The organism is Streptomyces sp. 3N207 (assembly GCF_052246355.1).
In the GTDB taxonomy this organism is placed as follows: domain Bacteria; phylum Actinomycetota; class Actinomycetes; order Streptomycetales; family Streptomycetaceae; genus Streptomyces.
On record NZ_JBQQBV010000006.1, the window covers coordinates 76,883 to 94,017 of the forward strand.

At 69.7% G+C, this 17,135-nt stretch carries 16 protein-coding genes and 2 pseudogenes; 13 read left to right on the forward strand and 5 right to left on the reverse strand.

The features are described from left to right. Positions 1 to 26: 26 nt before the first annotated feature. On the reverse strand, positions 27 to 233 hold the full coding sequence (locus ACTWP9_RS11750; protein WP_019354305.1) for a cold-shock protein: 207 nt from the start codon (positions 231 to 233) through the stop codon (positions 27 to 29). Between the two features lie 295 nt (positions 234 to 528). Between ACTWP9_RS11750 and ACTWP9_RS11755 the strand changes: the two genes are divergently transcribed. Then, positions 529 to 1,956 (forward strand): NAD-dependent malic enzyme, encoded by a 1,428-nt coding sequence (locus ACTWP9_RS11755; RefSeq protein ID WP_443246013.1) that lies wholly within the window; start codon positions 529 to 531, stop codon positions 1,954 to 1,956. Between the two features lie 304 nt (positions 1,957 to 2,260). Next, positions 2,261 to 2,542, forward strand: a complete 282-nt coding sequence (locus ACTWP9_RS11760) for an HU family DNA-binding protein (protein ID WP_443246014.1) — start codon at positions 2,261 to 2,263, stop codon at positions 2,540 to 2,542. 129 nt (positions 2,543 to 2,671) lie between these two features. Here ACTWP9_RS11760 and ACTWP9_RS11765 read toward each other — a convergent pair whose 3' ends face one another. Both ACTWP9_RS11765 and ACTWP9_RS11770 read right to left on the reverse strand, forming a co-directional pair. Continuing rightward, entirely contained in the window at positions 2,672 to 3,322 is a 651-nt protein-coding gene (locus tag ACTWP9_RS11765) for an HAD family hydrolase (RefSeq protein ID WP_443246233.1), read from the reverse strand. A gap of 93 nt (positions 3,323 to 3,415) precedes the next feature. Further along, entirely contained in the window at positions 3,416 to 4,297 is an 882-nt protein-coding gene (locus ACTWP9_RS11770) for a GntR family transcriptional regulator (RefSeq protein ID WP_443246015.1), read from the reverse strand. A gap of 293 nt (positions 4,298 to 4,590) precedes the next feature. Here ACTWP9_RS11770 and ACTWP9_RS11775 point away from each other — a divergent pair, with 293 nt between their 5' ends. The 4 genes from ACTWP9_RS11775 to ACTWP9_RS11790 are packed head-to-tail and all read left to right on the forward strand — an operon-like array spanning position 4,591 to position 8,646. After that, positions 4,591 to 5,742: an extracellular solute-binding protein gene (locus ACTWP9_RS11775; protein ID WP_443246016.1), complete on the forward strand. Its 1,152-nt coding sequence runs from the start codon at positions 4,591 to 4,593 to the stop codon at positions 5,740 to 5,742. Then, the gene (locus ACTWP9_RS11780) at positions 5,742 to 6,668 is read left to right on the forward strand and encodes an ABC transporter permease (protein WP_443246017.1); all 927 of its coding nucleotides are present in this window, start codon (positions 5,742 to 5,744) and stop codon (positions 6,666 to 6,668) included. Before ACTWP9_RS11775 ends, ACTWP9_RS11780 begins: the two co-directional genes overlap by 1 nt. Next, positions 6,656 to 7,516 carry an ABC transporter permease gene (locus ACTWP9_RS11785; protein WP_443246018.1) on the forward strand — a complete coding sequence of 287 codons (861 nt, stop codon included), beginning with the start codon at positions 6,656 to 6,658 and terminating at the stop codon, positions 7,514 to 7,516. The genes ACTWP9_RS11780 and ACTWP9_RS11785 overlap by 13 nt, the downstream gene beginning before the upstream one ends. Then, positions 7,513 to 8,646, forward strand: a complete 1,134-nt coding sequence (locus ACTWP9_RS11790) for an ABC transporter ATP-binding protein (RefSeq protein ID WP_443246019.1) — start codon at positions 7,513 to 7,515, stop codon at positions 8,644 to 8,646. The genes ACTWP9_RS11785 and ACTWP9_RS11790 overlap by 4 nt, the downstream gene beginning before the upstream one ends. A gap of 63 nt (positions 8,647 to 8,709) precedes the next feature. Here ACTWP9_RS11790 and murA read toward each other — a convergent pair whose 3' ends face one another. Then, entirely contained in the window at positions 8,710 to 10,038 is a 1,329-nt protein-coding gene (gene murA, locus ACTWP9_RS11795; protein WP_443246020.1) for a UDP-N-acetylglucosamine 1-carboxyvinyltransferase, read from the reverse strand. A gap of 276 nt (positions 10,039 to 10,314) precedes the next feature. Here murA and ACTWP9_RS11800 point away from each other — a divergent pair. The 3 genes and pseudogenes from ACTWP9_RS11800 to ACTWP9_RS11810 form a co-directional block, all read left to right on the forward strand. After that, positions 10,315 to 10,602, forward strand: a pseudogene (locus ACTWP9_RS11800) (YqgE/AlgH family protein); the annotation flags it as partial. A 471-nt stretch (positions 10,603 to 11,073) separates the two neighbouring features. Then, positions 11,074 to 11,364 (forward strand): annotated as a pseudogene (locus ACTWP9_RS11805) (YqgE/AlgH family protein); the annotation flags it as partial. Positions 11,365 to 11,490: 126 nt separating this feature from the next. Beyond that, entirely contained in the window at positions 11,491 to 11,787 is a 297-nt protein-coding gene (locus tag ACTWP9_RS11810; protein WP_099881383.1) for a DUF3039 domain-containing protein, read from the forward strand. A gap of 126 nt (positions 11,788 to 11,913) precedes the next feature. Here the strand turns inward: ACTWP9_RS11810 and ACTWP9_RS11815 are convergent, their stop codons facing one another. Continuing rightward, entirely contained in the window at positions 11,914 to 12,537 is a 624-nt protein-coding gene (locus ACTWP9_RS11815) for a DUF1963 domain-containing protein (RefSeq protein WP_443246021.1), read from the reverse strand. Positions 12,538 to 12,607: 70 nt separating this feature from the next. Here ACTWP9_RS11815 and ACTWP9_RS11820 point away from each other — a divergent pair, with 70 nt between their 5' ends. From ACTWP9_RS11820 to ACTWP9_RS11835, 4 genes are all read left to right on the forward strand, one after another. Then, positions 12,608 to 13,300: a hypothetical protein gene (locus ACTWP9_RS11820; protein WP_443246022.1), complete on the forward strand. Its 693-nt coding sequence runs from the start codon at positions 12,608 to 12,610 to the stop codon at positions 13,298 to 13,300. Continuing rightward, entirely contained in the window at positions 13,288 to 14,346 is a 1,059-nt protein-coding gene (locus tag ACTWP9_RS11825; protein WP_443246023.1) for a hypothetical protein, read from the forward strand. Before ACTWP9_RS11820 ends, ACTWP9_RS11825 begins: the two co-directional genes overlap by 13 nt. Before the next feature lie 316 nt (positions 14,347 to 14,662). Then, the gene (locus ACTWP9_RS11830; RefSeq protein WP_443246234.1) at positions 14,663 to 16,228 is read left to right on the forward strand and encodes an amino acid permease; all 1,566 of its coding nucleotides are present in this window, start codon (positions 14,663 to 14,665) and stop codon (positions 16,226 to 16,228) included. A gap of 21 nt (positions 16,229 to 16,249) precedes the next feature. Continuing rightward, the gene (locus ACTWP9_RS11835; protein ID WP_443246024.1) at positions 16,250 to 17,104 is read left to right on the forward strand and encodes a M55 family metallopeptidase; all 855 of its coding nucleotides are present in this window, start codon (positions 16,250 to 16,252) and stop codon (positions 17,102 to 17,104) included. Positions 17,105 to 17,135: the final 31 nt, after the last annotated feature.

A 17,135-nucleotide genomic window follows, 5' to 3' on the forward strand; every position in this document is an offset into this window, starting at 1 on the left:
CCCTCTTTCCGTGTGTGTCCGGGTGGTCAGCCGACCACTCGGACACCGTCGGCCTGCGGGCCCTTGCGGCCCTGGGTGATCTCGAACTCGACGCGCTGTGCGTCCTCCAGGCTGCGGTATCCCTCACTGTCGATCGAGCTGTAGTGCACGAAGACGTCCGGCCCGCCGCCTTCCTGTGCGATGAAGCCGTAGCCCTTCTCGGCGTTGAACCACTTGACCGTGCCCTGAGCCATGTTGCTGGTCTCCTGTGATGCAGAGGCAGTGTGCGGGCCGATCTTAAGTCGGTTTCATGCTGTTTCAGGGGAATTGAAGCCGTTTTTCTTACGAGGAAGTGGCGGAGAAGCGGGCCTCTTGCGGGTGACATCATCTCGGATAGTGGAATACGATTTCCGAAACAAGGGACGCGTTACCACGTACCGGGGGGTAGGTGGGACGATCTGTTGACGTGACGCGTTGTAGGCCGTAAGAACTGCGGCCACGCGTGCGCACGCGAACAACGTGACAAGGGAAAGCTGAGGGAATTCGGCAATGGCGCCAAGCGTCTCCTACTCGATGACGGTCCGTCTGGAGGTCCCCGCGGGCGGGACGGCGGTCAGTCAGCTCACCACCGTCGTCGAGTCGTCCGGCGGCTCGGTCACGGGCCTCGACGTGACGGCGTCGGGCCACGAACGGCTGCGGATCGACGTGACGATCGCGGCCAGCTCCACAGCGCACGCCGACGAGATCGTCGACCAGCTGCGCACCATCGAGGGCGTCACCATCGGCAAGGTCTCGGACCGAACCTTCCTGATGCACCTCGGCGGCAAGATCGAGATGTCCGCCAAACACCCCATTCGCAACCGCGACGATCTCTCGATGATCTACACCCCCGGTGTGGCCCGCGTCTGTACGCAGATCGCCGAACACCCCGAGGACGCGCGCCGTCTGACGATCAAGCGCAACAGCGTCGCCGTCGTCACCGACGGCTCCGCCGTGCTGGGCCTGGGCAACATCGGCCCGCAGGCCGCGCTGCCGGTCATGGAGGGCAAGGCGGCCCTCTTCAAGCGCTTCGCCGGGATCGACGCCTGGCCGATCTGCCTGGACACCCAGGACACCGACGAGATCGTGCAGGTCGTCAAGGCGCTGGCGCCCGGCTTCGCCGGCATCAACCTGGAGGACATCTCCGCGCCCCGCTGCTTCGAGATCGAGGCCCGGCTGCGGGAGGCCGTCGACATCCCCGTCTTCCACGACGACCAGCACGGAACCGCCATCGTCGTGCTCTCCGCGCTCTACAACGCGCTGCGGGTGGTGGACAAGCGGATCGAGGACGTCCGCGTCGTGATGTCCGGCGCCGGTGCCGCCGGTACGGCCATCCTGAAGCTGCTGCTGGAGGCGGGCGTCAAGCACGCCGTCGTCGCCGACATCCACGGCGTCGTACACGCGGGCCGCAAGGACCTCGCGGACGCGGAGGAGGGCTCGCCGATGCGGTGGGTCGCCGACAACACCAACCCCGAGGGGCACACCGGCACGCTCAAGGAGATCGTGGTCGGCGCCGACGTCTTCATCGGCGTCTCCGCACCCAACGTGCTGGACGGGGCCGACATCGCGAAGATGGCGGACGGTGCCATCGTGTTCGCGCTCGCCAACCCCGACCCCGAGGTGGACCCGGCCGCGGCCCGCGAGACAGCGGCCGTCGTGGCCACCGGGCGGTCCGACTTCCCGAACCAGATCAACAACGTGCTGGTCTTCCCCGGCGTCTTCCGCGGGCTCCTGGACGCGCAGTCGCGGACCGTCGACGACACGATGATGCTGGCCGCTGCGCGGGCCCTCGCCGATGTGGTCGGCGAGGACGAGTTGAACCCGAACTACATCATTCCCAGCGTCTTCAACGAGAAGGTTTCGGGTGCCGTCGCCGGTGCCGTCCGCAGCGCGGCCGTCGCCGAGGGCGAAGCCACCCGCGAGCCCTCCCGCACGTGAGGGCTGCGCAGGGCAGCGTCGGCGCGTCGGGTGGGGGTTCACTCGGGCGGGCCCTCTAGTGTTGCGGGGACGCGAGGACGCCGGATGACGCCGGATTGGCTTTCCCGCCGCAGGTAGGGGCAGGATGCATCCTCAAGGACTTCGTCCGAGGGGGGAGACCCCGACACGGACCTTGTCCGGGGGATACCCCCACGGGGCGCGCGGGCCCGAAGGCGGACCCGGGTCCGGGGACTGTCGGAGGGCCCTGGCAGCATCGGCTTCGATCTCACGCCTCATCGGCAAGAAGAACACGGGAGTACGAATTATGAACCGCAGTGAGCTGGTGGCCGCTCTGTCCGAGCGTGCCGAGGTGACCCGTAAGGACGCCGACGCGATCCTGTCGGCGTTCGCCGAGACCGTCGGCGAGATCGTCGCCAAGGGCGACGAGAAGGTCACCATCCCCGGCTTCCTCACCTTCGAGCGCACCCACCGGGCGGCGCGCACCGCGCGCAACCCGCAGACCGGCGACCCGATCCAGATCCCGGCCGGGTACAGCGTCAAGGTTTCGGCGGGCTCCAAGCTCAAGGAAGCGGCGAAGGGCAAGTAAGCCCAGGAGACCTGAAGCTCTGAAATTCTGAAGAAAGGGCGGCCCCCCAGGTGGGGGGCCGCCCTTTTTCGTGCGCGGCGTGCGCTGTCCGCGGCATGTGCTGTCCTGCGCTTCGTCCTACGCTTCGTCCTACGCGTCGGAACCCGCGAAGGAGAGCGGGAGCGCCCTCAGGTCCACCTCCCGGAGAGAGGGCAGCACAAGGGTCTCCGGGGCCTCCTCGATGCCGTCCACGGTGGGTACGGCGATCACCCGGCAGCCCGCGGCACGCGCCGAGGCCGTGCCGGTGGGGGTGTCCTCCAGGGCCAGGCACGCGGTCGCGGGGGCGCCCAGGAGGCGCGCGGCGGCCAGATACGGGTCCGGGTGCGGCTTGCCGCGCGGGGTCTCGCCGTGCGCGACCGAGCAGGTGAAGCGGTGCGGGCCCAGCGTGGCCAGCACCAGATCGGCGACGGGCCGCTCGGATGCCGTGACGAGTGCTACAGGGATCTCCAGCCGCCGCGCGCTGTCGAGCAGCGCCGATGCCCCGGGCTGCACCGTCACCCCAGCGCGTACCCGGGCCGTGAAGGACGCGTCCAGCCGGGCCAGTGCCGTCTCGGCGGCCAGTCCCGACCGGCGGGCGACCAGCTCGGCCGCACTGTCCAGCGGCAGCCCGGCGAAGGGTGCCAGGGCGGCCTCGTCGCAGGCCGCACCGTGCTCGGCCAGCAGCTGGGCCAGGGATGCCAGCCAGTCACGTTCCGTGTCGACGAGGGTCCCGTCCATGTCGCAGAGCAGCGCCGCGGGCATCGAGGCGCCGGGCCGTGTGCTGGGCGAGGGGCAGGGTGAGGGCAGGGGAGTGGGCAATGCGGGCTCGCACTTTCATCGATGGAGGGCTGCTGCTCACGCGCGGGTGCGCGCCAGCGGGTTGGTCTGGGTGGAGTTGCGGACGGTGAAGACGACGGAGCCGGGGCGGTAGCGGTCGTCCGAGGTCTCCACGGGGCGGCCGTCGGCGGTCGTGGTCGTACGGCGGACCCGCAGCAGCGGGCTGCCCCGGCGCACGCTCAGGTGCTCGGCGTCCGCCGTGCCGGCGGCCACCGCGTCGATGTGGTGCTCGCCGTGCGCGAAGACGAGCCCGGTGTCGTCGTAGAGCCGCTGGGTGACCGACTCGCAGTCGGCCGGCAGTGCCTCGACGGCGGTGCCGATCCACTCCGCGTAGACGGTGCGCTCCAGCAGCACGGGCTCCTCGTCCAGCGTGCGCACCCGCAACACCCGCAGCACCGGCGCCCCGTGCCGTACCTGCAGCAGCCCGGCCTCCTCGGCGCGGGCGGTGTCCCAGGAGGAGGCCAGCACCAGTCCGCCCGCCGTACGGCCGCCCGCGCGCGCCCACTGGGCGAAGCTGCGCAGCTCGGTGAAGCTCTGGCTGGGCGTGGTCGACAGGACGACGCGGCGTGCGCCCTGCCGGGATCCGATGAGGCCCTCGGCGAGCAGTGCGGAGACGGCCTGCCGCACGGTGCCCCGGGAGGCGCCGTGCGCGGTGGCGAGCTCGGCCTCGGAGGGGAGGGTCGCCCCGACCGGGTAGCGCCCGTCCGCGATGGCGCGGCGGAGCTCGTGGGCGATCACCTCGTGCCGCGGCTCCGTACGGCCGTCGGGCGCATCCGTACGGCCGCCACGCGCATCCGTGCGGCGATTGTGCGCACCCGTGCGGCCGCGCTGTGCATCCGCAGGGCGCGACGGCGTGCGACCGGCGGCCCGGTGGCGGTCGTCGGGGGCGGGCTCGGGCATGGGGCGGCTCCTCGAAGTGCTGCGCTTCTCCGGCAGCGCGGGGCTTCTCCGGCTGCGCGGGGGTGCGCCCGATCATGCCATCTGTGCGCAGTCGTGCGCACACTCGCCAGCCTGGTCGGTTACTTGTATCCACGGTGAACGTCGCTAAACCTGTTCGCAAATAACGCTTTGAGCTGGGGATTTGGGGGAGTTCCAGGCTTGGCGGCACGGGCTGGGGGCTGTTAGCTTGCCCTGGCTCAGTGAATCGAGCTTGTCCATACAGGTGACGGGCGCGACCCCCAGGAGTTTCAGACGTGAAGGCACACCATCACAGCCGTAGGAGCCGTCTGTTGGCCGCCGCAGCCGCGGCCGTCACCCTCTCCGCCGTGGCCACCGGGTGCGGCTCCGCACCGGCACAGGGCTCGGACAGCAAGGCGGGCAAGGCAGATTCGGCCGCGGACCTGGGCGGCATGGACGAACTGGTGAAGGCGGCGAAGAAGGAAGGCGAGCTGAACGTCTACGCCCTCGCGCCGACCTGGGCCAACTACGGCCAGATGATCAAAACCTTCGAGAAGAAGTACGGCATCGAGGTCCACAACGAGGACCCCGGCGGCAGCAGCCAGGGCGCGCTGAACGCCGCGGCCAAGCGCAAGGGCCAGGACCGCGCCGTCGACGCCCTCGACCTGGGCACCGCCTTCATGCAGCAGGCCAAGGCCAAGAAGCTGCTCGCCCCCTACAAGGTCAAGGGCTGGGAAGCGATCCCCGCGTCGCAGAAGCAGCCCGACGGCTCCTTCATGAACAACTACGGCGGCTACATCTCGATCGGCTGCGACGCCAAGGCCGTCAAGGAGTGCCCGAAGACCTTCAAGGACCTGCTCAAGCCGCAGTACAAGAACAAGGTCGCCCTCAACGGCAACCCCAACGAGTCCTCCTCGGCCTTCTCCTCCGTCATCGCCGCCTCGCTCGCCAACGGCGGCAGCTTCGACGACGTGGGGCCCGGTCTCGACTTCTTCAAGAAGCTCAAGAAGAGCGGCAACTACGTGCCCGTCGAGTCCACCAAGGCCACGATCCAGAAGGGCGAGACGCCCATCTCGATCGACTGGGACTACCTCAACCTCGGCTACGGCCAGGAGCTGAAGTCCAAGGGCGTCGACTGGAAGGTCGACGTCCCCAAGGACGGCCAGTACTCGCAGTACTACAACCAGGGCGTCAACAAGTACGCCCCGCACCCGGCCGCAGCGCGGCTGTGGCTGGAGTTCCTCTACAGCCCCGAGGGCCAGAACATCTGGCTCAAGGGCTACTCGCGGCCCGCGCTGCTGGAGAAGATGAAGAAGGACGGCACCGCCGACAAGAAGGCCGCCGCCAAGCTTCCCGAGGTGGACGGGGTGCCGAAGTTCCCCACGCCCGCGCAGGAGAAGTGGGCGCAGAAAGCCGTCAGCGAGGGCTGGGGGGCGGCGGTCAGCTGATGGCTGTGCAGACGCCCTCCCGGGCCGACTCCCCGGCCGCCGACGGCGCCGCCCGGACCGCGGCGAAACGCCGGTCCGGCGGCGGCGCGCGCCGGTGGCGCTGGCCCGCCGTCGTACCGTTCTTCACCTTCATGGCCCTCTGCTTCGGCCTGCCCGCCTGCACCCTGGCCTACAACGCGTTCACCGTCGTCGACCCGGGCACCGGCGCGAGCCACTACAGCCTGGACAACGTGCGGCACTCGCTGTCCGGCGCGTACGCCACCGGGCTGGCAGGCAGCGTGAAACTCTCGCTGCTCAGCGCGGTACTGGCCACCGTCCTCGGCACCGTCATCGCCCAGGCGCTGCTGGGCTCGCGCAGCAGCGCGCTGCGCAAGGCGGTCGTCTCGGCGTCCGGCGTCTTCGCCAACTTCAGCGGCGCACCGCTGGCCTTCGCCTTCATCGCCACCCTCGGCACCACCGGCACCGTGACGCGGCTGCTGCAGCTGAAGAGCACCGGGTTCAGTCTCTACACCTTCACCGGACTGGTGCTGGCCTATCTGTACTTCATGGTGCCGCTGATGGTCGTCACCATCCTGCCCGCACTGGACGGCGTCCGCGCCCAGTGGCGGGAGGCCGCCGCCTCCTGCGGGGCGACCAAGTCGCAGTTCTGGCGGCACGTGGGCCTGCCGCTGCTGATGCCCTCGCTGCTGGGCGGCGCCGTGCTGATGTTCGGCACCGCGTTCGCCTCGCACGCCACCGCTGCCGTGATGACGGGCAGTTCGGTGCCGCTGATCACCATCCAGATCGCCAACGCACTCTCCGGCAACGTGCTCGTCGGCCAGGAGAACCTCGCCCTCGCCATGAGCCTCAACATGGTGGTGATCGCCCTGCTCGTGATGGCCGTACAGATCCCGCTGCAACGACGGAGCAACCGATGGCTGGGATGACCGCAACGCCGCCAGCGCGCAGGCGCCCGTGGGGCAGTGCCCTGGTGCTGCTGCTGGCCGCGCTCTACTTCCTCGCGCCCGTCGCCGCCTCGCTCTGGTTCACCGTCGACGACCCCGCCGAGGGCCTCACCTTCGGCGCGTACGCCAAGGGCCTGCGCGACGACTCCATGGCCACCAGCCTCGCCCTGTCGATACGGCTCGGCCTGGCGACCGTGGCGCTCGGCCTGGCGCTGATGGTGCCGACCATGGTGGTGGTCGCGCTGCGGCTGCCCCGGCTGCGGCGCGTGGTCGAGGTGCTGTGCATGGTGCCGCTCATCGTGCCGCCGGTTGCGCTCGTGGCCGGGGTCAGCACGGTGCTCTCCTGGGAGCAGGACCTGGCGGACACCCCGCTGTGGGGCACCTTCCAGGCGCTGCACAACCAGAGCTTCCCGCTGGTCCTCGTCCTCGTCTACACGGTCATGTCGCTGCCGTTCCTCTACCGCTCGCTGGACGGGGGACTGCGCGCCGTCGACCTGAAGACCCTGGTGGAAGCCTCCCGCAGCCTGGGCGCCTCGCGGCTGGGCACGCTGTGCCGGGTCGTCGTGCCCAATCTGCGGCCCGCCATCGTCAGCGGCGCCGTGCTGAGCCTGGCCATGGTGCTGGGGGAGTTCACCGTCGCGAACGTGCTCGGATTCGAGCCGTTCTCCGTATGGATGGTGCACGTCGGCGAGTACGAGGCTCAGCTCTCCGTCGCCGCCGCCATGCTCAGCCTGCTCATCACCTGGGGGCTGCTGCTCCTGCTCACCAACCTCGCCGGCGGGCGTACCCGCGGCCGGCGGGTCCGCGACCGGAGGAAGACGACCGTATGACCACCACCGCTACGACCGTGAAGCAGCCGACGGCAGCACCGCGTGGCGAAGGCGGCGTCGGGCTGGTCCTGCGCGACCTGCGGCGCTCTTTCGGTGCCGGCACCGCGCTCGACGGGCTCGACCTGGACGTCGCGCCCGGCGAACTCCTCGCCCTGCTCGGCCCCTCAGGCTGCGGCAAGACCACCGCGCTGCGCATCATCGCCGGGTTCGAGACCGCCGACACCGGCGAACTGCTGATCGGCGGCGAGGAGATGACCGCCGTACCCGCCAACCGGCGGGACATCGGCATGGTCTTCCAGTCCTACAGCCTCTTCCCCACCATGACCGCCGCCGAGAACGTCGCCTACGGGCTGCGCGTTCGCAAAGTGCCCAAGGCGGAACGGGCAGCGCGGGCCGGTGAACTGCTGGAGCTGGTGGGGCTGCCGGGGCGTGAGAAGCACTACCCGCACCAGCTCTCCGGCGGCCAGCAGCAGCGTGTGGCGCTCGCCCGCGCGCTGGCCGTCCGCCCCCGGATACTGCTGCTGGACGAGCCGCTGTCCGCGCTCGACGCCAAGGTGCGGCTCCAGCTGCGCGAGGAGATCCGCCGCCTCCAGTTGGAGTTGGGCATCACCACCGTCTTCGTCACCCACGACCAGGAGGAGGCGCTGTCGATGGCCGACCGCGTCGCCGTGATGAAGGACGGCCGCCTGGAGCAGTGCGCCCCGCCGAACGAGCTGTACGAGCGGCCTGCGACGCCGTTCGTCGCGGAGTTCGTCGGCACGATGAACCGGCTTCCCGGCGTCGTACGCGAGAGCGGCACCGTCGAGGTGCTCGGGCGCCGGCTGCCGGTGCACGGGGACTGCCCCGCGGCGGGGCGCGAGGTGGACGTACTGCTGCGCCCGGAGGGGCTGAAGGTGGCGGTGGGCGAGGAGGGCCCCGGCGAGGGGGCGACCGTCCGCGTCGCCACCTTCCTCGGCGGCCTCACCCGCCTGTTGCTGACCACCGACTCCGGCGCCGAGGCCAAGGCCGACCTGCCCAGCTGGGAGGCCGGCGCACTGACCCCCGGCGCACGCTGCACGCTCACCCCGCACGAGAACCCCGTACTGGTGGAGGAGACCGCCACGGGGGCGACCACCACGGAGGTCCGGTAAGAAGGGTGCCCCTTACGGGGCGCAGCCCTCGATGCCGGGTACGCAAGGTCCGCCGGACTCGCCCTAGGGGCGGTCCACCTTGGCGCCGAGCTCCATCAGCTTCTCCTGGAAGTTCTCGTAGCCGCGGTTGATCAGGTCGATGCCGTGCACCCGGGAGGTGCCCTGCGCGGCGAGCGCGGCGATCAGATAGGAGAAGCCGCCGCGCAGGTCGGGGATGATCAGGTCGCTGCCCTGGAGCCGGGTCGGCCCGGAAACGACGGCCGAGTGCAGGAAGTTGCGCTGCCCGAAGCGGCAGGGCATCCCGCCCAGGCACTCGCGGTAGAGCTGGATGTGCGCCCCCATCTGGTTGAGCGCCGAGGTGAAGCCGAGCCGCGACTCGTACACCGTCTCGTGCACGATCGACAGCCCCGATGCCTGCGTCAGCGCCACCACCAGCGGCTGCTGCCAGTCCGTCTGGAAGCCGGGGTGTACGTCCGTCTCCAGCGCGATGGCGTTCAACGGGCCGCCCGGGTGCCAGAAGCGGATGCCCTCGTCATCGATCTCGAACGCGCCGCCCACCCTCCGGAAGGTGTTGAGGAACGCGATCATCGACTTCTGCTCGGCGCCGCGTACGAGAACGCTGCCCTCGGTCGCCAGCGCCGCGCTCGCCCAGGAGGCCGCCTCCAGCCGGTCGGGCAGGGCGCGATGGGTGTAGCCGCCCAGCTTGTCGACGCCCGTGATCCGGATCGTGCGGTCGGTGTCCATCGAGATGATCGCGCCCATTTTCTGCAGTACGCAGATCAGGTCCTCGATCTCCGGCTCGACCGCCGCGTTCGACAGCTCGGTGACGCCGTCCGCCAGCACCGCCGTCAGCAGCACCTGCTCCGTGGAACCGACCGACGGGTACGGCAGCCGGATCTTGGTGCCGCGCAGCCGCTGCGGGGCCTCCAGATACTGCCCGTCGGCGCGCTTCTCGATCGTCGCGCCGAACTTCCGCAGCACGTCGAAGTGGAAGTCCACCGGACGCCCGCCGATGTCACAGCCGCCCAGACCCGGGATGAAAGCGTGCCCCAGCCGGTGCAGCAGCGGCCCGCAGAAGAGGATCGGGATACGCGAGGAGCCCGCGTGCGCGTCGATGTCCGCGACGTTGGCGCTCTCCACATGGGAGGGGTCGAGCACCAGCTCGCCGGACTCGTCACCGGTTCGAACGGTGACGCCGTGCAACTGGAGCAGACCGCGGACGACCCGGACATCCCGGATGTCCGGCACGTTGCGCAGTCGGCTCGGTTCACTGCCCAGCAGCGCGGCGACCATGGCCTTGGGGACGAGGTTCTTCGCACCCCGCACCCGGATCTCGCCCTCGAGCGGGGCACCACCGTGGACGAGGAGTACGTCGGCTGGGCTGTCGGTCATGGATCTCCGCGATTCCGCGAGACGGGATGGGACAACAGGCAAGCGTAATGGCCCCGTCCGGTGCGGACCCAGGCCCGAGGGGGGTGGGCGACTGTCACAGCTCGGCAATAACACGGAGGGTGCTTTGCCCGTTACCTGCCGTGCTGCGGGTGAAGGCCCGGCCCGCCCGTCCGGACCAGCCCGCGCACGCCCCGCGCCGCACGGGAACCCGGTCTGCGCGGTCTCCGTTCCGGCCATTGGGTCCCGCGAACGGCGCAGGTGCGGGATCATTGCTGTATGACCGAGGTGTCCTCGCTCACCGGACGACTGCTCGTCGCCACACCGGTGCTGGCCGATCCGAACTTCGACCGCGCTGTGGTGCTCCTCCTCGACCATGACGAGGAGGGCTCACTGGGCGTGGTCCTCAACCGTCCCACCCCGGTGGACGTCAGCGACATCCTGGAGCCGTGGGCCGCGCTCACCGGCGAGCCCGGCGTCGTCTTCCAGGGCGGACCTGTCTCGCTGGACGCCGCGCTGGGCGTTGCCGTGGTCCCCTCCGGCAGAGGCGACCGCACGGACGGCGGCCCCGCCCGCGCGACCGACGGGGGCCCCGCCCGGAAGACCGATGGGGGCCCCGCCCGGGAGACCGATGGGGCCCTGGACCGCGCGACCGACGGGACCGGCACCGGCACCGGCACCGGCACCGGCACCGGCACCGGCACCGGGTCCGGCACCGGGCCCGGAACCCGGTCCGCGGAGCCGGACGGCTCGGGCGCCGCGGAGATCGGGAGCGCCGCCGCTCGCGGGGGCCCGACGGGTCGCGGGAGCGCCGCCGATCGTGAGAGGGCCGGCGCGGAGCGTGGGAGCGCCGCCGGTGGGGCCGACGCGGCAGGTGAGGGTGCTGCACCAGCCGACGCGGATGCCGCCGACGCAGTCGACCCGGAAGCGGGCACCGGCACCGGCACCGGCACGGGTACGGGCACGGGCACCGATGCCGACACCGGCACCGGCACCGGCACGGACATGGGCACGGACACCGTCCTCGACACCGACGGGCCGCTCGGCTGGCGCCGGGTGCACGGTGCCATCGGCCTCGTCGATCTGGAGGCGCCGCCCGAGCTGCTCGCTGCCGAGCTGGGCTCGCTACGGATCTTCGCCGGGTACGCGGGCTGGGGGCCGGGCCAGCTGGAGAAGGAGCTGTCGGAGGGTGCGTGGTACGTCGTCGAGTCCGAGCCCGGCGATGTCTCCTCCCCCGCCCCCGAGCGGTTGTGGCGGTCCGTACTGCGCAGACAGCGGAGCGAGTTGGCGCTGGTGGCGACGTATCCGGACGACCCGTCGCTGAACTGAGGGCCGCGCCGGCCCGGCCGGAGCCCCGAGGTGGACGAACGGGGTTATGTGCGGCACTCCCGACGGGTGACGCGGGCCACTGCCCATGCCTGACGTGTTCCGGTCGCATGAGTACCCTTGGACTGCATGAGCACTCTTGAGCCCGAGCGCGGGGCGGGCACCGGCACACTCGTCGAACCGACCCCGCAGACATCGCACGGTGACGGCGACCACGAGCGGTTCGCCCACTATGTCCAGAAGGACAAGATCATGGCGAGCGCGATGGACGGGACGCCCGTCGTCGCACTCTGCGGGAAGGTCTGGGTCCCGGGTCGCGACCCGAAGAAGTACCCCGTCTGCCCGATGTGCAAGGAGATCTACGAGACGATGGGTCCCGGCGGGGACAAGAACGGCAAGGACGGCAAGGGCGGCGACAAGAAGTAGCCCCCCCACGCGTTCGAGCTCAGCGCCCCCGCGCACGCGTACTGCATACCGCCGCCTCGCCCGTACCCCGTACGGGCGAGGCGGTGTTGTGTGCTGTCCGCGGCCTGCTGTTCGCAGCAGCAGGGCTCAGCAGCACTGCCAGGTGAACATCGCCTTCTCGAAGCGGTTCTCGGCCAGGTCCTCGGGGCGGATCAGCCAGTAGAGGACGCCGCAGTCGCCCCAGGCCATGCCCGCATCCCCGTCGCGGTCGAACTGTGCGAGCAGCACCCACCGCTGCGCCTCCTCGAAGACCCGCGGATCGTTCCAGCCCACTTCGCGGGCGCCCAACGCGCCATGGGCCACCTCCAACTCGACAGGGCCCTGGATACTGTGCGGATTACCGAGGACCTGATGGCTGTAGAACCTCCGCACCTTGTCCAGCTCGGCGTTGAAGGGCCCGCTGCCGACCGGGTGCTTGGAGTACTCGGACCAGTCCGAGAACCCGAACGTACGTGACAGTGCCGGGGTGTCGCCGCCGGGCACGGTCGGCGCCACCTCGACCGTCAACGGCACCGTGTCGTACGGCTCCAGGTCCCCCGGAGCGGAGCGCTCCGGCAACTCCCCGTAATGCGGCGGCAGATGGAGCACCCGGGCACCGGCCCAGGATTCGGGGTCACTCGCCTCGACCACTTCTTCCTCGTCGCTGAAGTAGAAGAAGGCGAGCCAGCCTGCTGGACTGCGTTGTTCCGTTCGTGCCGCTCCTGAAGTCACCGGGTGCGGAGTTGGCCACGCTGCTACCGTCAGGTGCACGACAGTCACCTGACGCAACAGGGAGCCCGCCGTGCACCTCACCCGCCCCGCCGCCTCGCTGGCCGCCGCCACAGCCGCCGCCGCGCTGCTCCTCGCCGGGTGCGGCGGAAGCGACGACGCCGACTCCAAGAGCGACAAGATCGAGGGCGCGGACAGTTCGAAGGGCAAGTCGACGGCTCCGAGCAAGGGTGAGGGCGGTGCCAAGGAGAAGCCCGGCGACTTCCGCACCTCCGATATCAAGCTGCCCGACGATGTGAAGCTCGTCTTCGACTGGGAGCAGCCGTCCGATCCGGACAAGGCCGCAGCGTTGGATGGGGCGGCGGACTACATGCGGGCTATGGACCACGGAACCGTGAAGCAAGACCCGAAGGATCCCGTGCTGGCGAAGCATGTGGTGCCGTTGCAGACAGCAGAAGAGGCCGCGACCAAGAAGGTCAAGGCTGACGTCAAGGATGGCTACACAGTTACTGGGACGGAGCGCTTCTCTCATGAACGGGTCGGCGACGTCGTGGACGGGCGACTTGTTGAAGTCTCCTTCTGTATGAATCAGAAGGATACCTTCAGCAAGGAGATCAAGACTGGGAAAGTCCTGCGCACCGAGGAGAGCGAAGAGAGTTACCTGCGTCTTTCATTGGTGATGCAGAAGCCTGACAAGGCTGGGCAGATGTGGAAGGCGCGGACCTTCGTATTCAAGGGGGAGGGTAAGAAGACATGCATGGGCTGACCCCGAGGCGAGTACTCGTAGCAAGCTTCTGCCTGACAGTTGTCATCGCTCCTGCTGCTGCCGTCAGCGCGGATGAGAAGAGCAGGGGATCTACTCTCGGCGGCTTCAAAGACAACAAGGCCACAGCCAGGGCCGGAGGTAGCAAGGAGATCAACTACTCCGGCAACGGTTCCGGCGGAAACAAAGGTGGCGGCGGGAATTTAGCTGTGCCTGCGGGGGATTGGGCGCCGCCTCCTTGTTGGTACGCGCCCGCGTATACGCCGAAGCAGCTGAAAGGGAAAGTGGACGCGTCGCCGTACTCGCTCACCGGGCGGGATCCCAACAACAAGTACGTGAAGGAGGAGACGGACCGCGACATTCGGAAGATGTACTCGGAGGGGGAGTACAAGAACTTCAACCTCAAGAAGCAGAGCGAGGGTAAGTTCTGGGCGGCGGTGCCGAATCCGAACGAAAAGGACGCGGCGAAGCGCGAGTCGTGTACGAGGTTGCCGTTCTGGGTGAAGAACGGTGAGCAGCCGAAGGTTGAGAATGCGATCAGCCCGGAGATTCTGTCCAAGCTGGCGTATGCGCAGATCACGGTGCCGGAGACAAAGGTCGAGCTGAACCCGAAGGACAAGCAGACGGTCAATCTGCCGACGTGGGTCTGGTTGGACAAGGGCACGTACAAGTCGCTGTCGGTGAAGGCGTCCGTCGACCTCGGCGGGGGTCAGGAGATCTGGGCGAGGACGACGGTGGAGCCCGACTCCCTCACGCTGAGTCCGGGCACGGAGAGCGCGACGGTGCACCCGGCGTCCGGTGAGTGCGCGATCAAGGACGACGGCAGCATCGGCACCCCGTACAAGAAGGGCAGCGGGAAGAAGGCGCCGCCGTGCGGGGTGACGTATCTGCGGGCGACGCAGGGCGACGGTACCTACACCTTGCGGTCGACGCTGAAGTGGAACGCGTCGTGGGAAGGCAGCGGCGGCGCGGGCGCCAACGATCTGCCCACCGGCGAGTTCGGCAGCCAGCAGAACGTCACCGTTCAGGAGATCCAGTCCATCAACTAGCGCGGCGCTTCAGCCGGCGCGGGCGGGGCCGGTCGGCGCGCCGGTAGCGCCCGCGGCGGTTCGCGCAACGATTCCCCGTTCGCCGCCCGAAGTACGCAACGATCATCCGCGGATGCGCAACAGCCGTGCATTCCTGCCGTGAGCTGCGGGCTCGTAGGCTCATGCCCCGTGCCAGGCGTGGCGGTGACCGCCAGCTCGGCGGCCCCCTCACCGGTGCACGGGAGCTCCCTGCCGGCGTGATGTGTCATGCTCGCGGGCCGTCGCCTGCCACTGGTCCCCGCCGACCCGCAGCGACAAGGAGTCCGACATGCCGCCGATGCCGCCGGAACACAGCACCGCGCCACCCTCGGCCGAGGCAGCTTCCCAGCCGAGTTCCCAGCCGAATTCCCAGCCGAGTCCTCCGCCGAGTTCCCCGCCGGGCTCCGGGGTGGGCTCTGCGGCGATCCCCGTACGCGGCGGTGGCCGACTGCTGCGGCGCAAGCCCGTCGAACAGCTGATTGCCGAGGGCGGGCAGGGAGAGGGGGGAGCGCTCCGCCGGTCCCTCTCGATGTGGCAGCTGACGATGATCAGCATCGGCGCCACGCTGGGCACCGGAATCTTCGTCGTACTCGGCGAGGCCACCCCGCTCGCCGGGCCCGCCGTCGCGATCTCGTTCGTCCTCGCGGGCCTGACCGCCCTGTTCTCCGCACTGTCCTACGCGGAGCTGGCCGGCTCCATCCCGGTCTCCGGCTCCTCGTACTCGTACGCCTACGCGACCATGGGCGAATTCGTCGCCTGGATCTGCGGCTGGTGTCTGGTGCTGGAGTACGGCATCTCGGTGGCGGCCGTGGCCGTCGGCTGGGGGCAGTACCTCGACGAGCTCCTCGGCGGCACCCTCGGCGTGACGATCCCCGATGCGGTCTCCGCACCGCTCGGCGAGGGCGGCCTCATCAACCTGCCCGCGCTCGCGGTGATTCTGCTCGCGATGGTCTTTCTGATGGGCGGTGCGAAGGAGAGCGCCCGGATCAACACCATCATGGTCGTCATCAAGATCGTGACGCTGCTGCTCTTCTGCGGTATCGGCTTCTTCGGCATCAAGGCCGGCAACTACGCGCCGCTCGCCCCGCTCGGGGCCACCGGCGTCAGCGCCGCCGCCGCGACGCTCTTCTTCTCCTACATCGGCTTCGACGCCGCCTCCACCGCGGGCGAGGAGGCCAAGAACGCCAAGCGGGACCTGCCCCGGGCGATCATGCTGTCGCTGCTGATCGTCACTGTCCTCTACTGCGTCGTCGCGCTGGTCGCCGTGGGCGCCATGCCCTGGCAGGACTTCGAGGGCACCGACGCCGCACTCGCGCGAATCATGGAGAACGTCACCGGCATGGGCCTGTGGAGCGTCGTACTGGCCGCCGGTGCCGTCGTCGCCATCGCGAGCGTCGTCTTCGCCGTGCTCTACGGCCAGACCCGCATCCTCTTCGCCATGGCCCGGGACGGCCTCGTACCGCAGGTGTTCGCCAAGGTGAACCAGCGGACGGGTACGCCGCGCGCCAACACCGTCCTCGTCGCTGCCTTCTGCGGAGCCCTGGCCGCCACCGTTCCGCTCGGCGAACTCGCCAACGCCACCAGCATCGGCACCCTCTTCGCGTTCGCCCTGGTCAACGTCGCCGTCATCATCCTGCGCTACACCCGGCCCACCATGAACCGGACCTTCCGGGTGGCGCTGTTCCCGCTCACGCCGCTGCTCGGCTTCGGCTTCTGCGTCTGGATGATGTTCAGCCTGCCCGCCGTCACCTGGGCCGTCTTCGGCGGCTGGATGGCCGCGGGCCTCGCCTGCTACTTCCTGTACGGCATCCGGCACTCGCGTCTGACTGGGAGACTCGACGCTGATGTGACCAGTGGGAAGTGAGCCTACGGAACGGGGCAGCGGATGAAGGTGTACATCAGCGCGGACATGGAGGGCGTCACCGGGCTCGTCGGGGCCGACGACGTACAGATGGGCGGCCGGGACTACGAGCGCGGGCGCGTGATGATGACGGAGGACGTCAACGCGGCGGTGCGGGGCGCCGTGGCGGCCGGCGCCCGCGAGGTCGTCGTCAACGACACGCACAGCACCATGCGGAATCTGCTGGTCGAAGACCTGCACCCGGCCGCTTCCCTGGTCCGCGGGAAGCCCAAGCCGATGGGCATGCTCCAGGACCTCGACTCCACCTTCGACGCTGCCGTGTTCGTCGGCTACCACGCGCGGGCCGGTGCGCTCGGGGTGCTCAGCCACAGCTTTATGGGCCACGAGATCGAGGACATGTGGCTGGACGACGACCGCCCGATGGGTGAGATCGGATTCGCGTACGCGACGGCCACGGCGCTCGGCGTGCCCGTCGTGGCGCTCTCAGGCTGCGATGTGGCGTGTGCGGAGGTGGCCGACTGGGACGCGGAAGTCCGTACGGCGCCGGTCAAGTACGCGCGGGACCGGTTCGCCGCCCGGCTCCGTCCCGCCGAGGAGGCACGCGGCGCGATCGAGGAAGCCGTACGGGAGGGCGTGCGCGAGGCCCCGTCCCGTACCCGCCCGGCGCCCGACACCGCCGAGCACGCCCTCACCGTGCGCTGGCAGTCGGCGTCGGTCGCCCAGCAGTTGGAGGGCATCCCGGGCGTCACCCGTACGGGTACGGACCCGGCCCACGACCGTGCGGTACGGGTCAGCGGCGACCTGCCCGCGCTCTTCCGCCTCTTCGGTGTCTTCATGGGCGTCGCCTACGCGCTCACGGGGCAGGCCCCGTACTGCTAGCCGCACTTGGGCCCCTGCCGGCCGGGGTCGG

Coding starts and splice junctions, on each gene's coding strand:
- ACTWP9_RS11785 (WP_443246018.1), top strand. CDS start 6,656: ATGGCTGGGATGACCGCAACGCCGCCAGCGCGCAGGCGCCCGTGGGGC.
- murA (WP_443246020.1), bottom strand. CDS start 10,038: ATGACCGACAGCCCAGCCGACGTACTCCTCGTCCACGGTGGTGCCCCG.
- ACTWP9_RS11755 (WP_443246013.1), top strand. CDS start 529: ATGGCGCCAAGCGTCTCCTACTCGATGACGGTCCGTCTGGAGGTCCCC.
- ACTWP9_RS11825 (WP_443246023.1), top strand. CDS start 13,288: ATGCATGGGCTGACCCCGAGGCGAGTACTCGTAGCAAGCTTCTGCCTG.
- ACTWP9_RS11750 (WP_019354305.1), bottom strand. CDS start 233: ATGGCTCAGGGCACGGTCAAGTGGTTCAACGCCGAGAAGGGCTACGGC.
- ACTWP9_RS11810 (WP_099881383.1), top strand. CDS start 11,491: ATGAGCACTCTTGAGCCCGAGCGCGGGGCGGGCACCGGCACACTCGTC.
- ACTWP9_RS11780 (WP_443246017.1), top strand. CDS start 5,742: ATGGCTGTGCAGACGCCCTCCCGGGCCGACTCCCCGGCCGCCGACGGC.
- ACTWP9_RS11835 (WP_443246024.1), top strand. CDS start 16,250: ATGAAGGTGTACATCAGCGCGGACATGGAGGGCGTCACCGGGCTCGTC.
- ACTWP9_RS11765 (WP_443246233.1), bottom strand. CDS start 3,322: ATGCCCGCGGCGCTGCTCTGCGACATGGACGGGACCCTCGTCGACACG.
- ACTWP9_RS11770 (WP_443246015.1), bottom strand. CDS start 4,297: ATGCCCGAGCCCGCCCCCGACGACCGCCACCGGGCCGCCGGTCGCACG.
- ACTWP9_RS11830 (WP_443246234.1), top strand. CDS start 14,663: ATGCCGCCGGAACACAGCACCGCGCCACCCTCGGCCGAGGCAGCTTCC.
- ACTWP9_RS11760 (WP_443246014.1), top strand. CDS start 2,261: ATGAACCGCAGTGAGCTGGTGGCCGCTCTGTCCGAGCGTGCCGAGGTG.
- ACTWP9_RS11790 (WP_443246019.1), top strand. CDS start 7,513: ATGACCACCACCGCTACGACCGTGAAGCAGCCGACGGCAGCACCGCGT.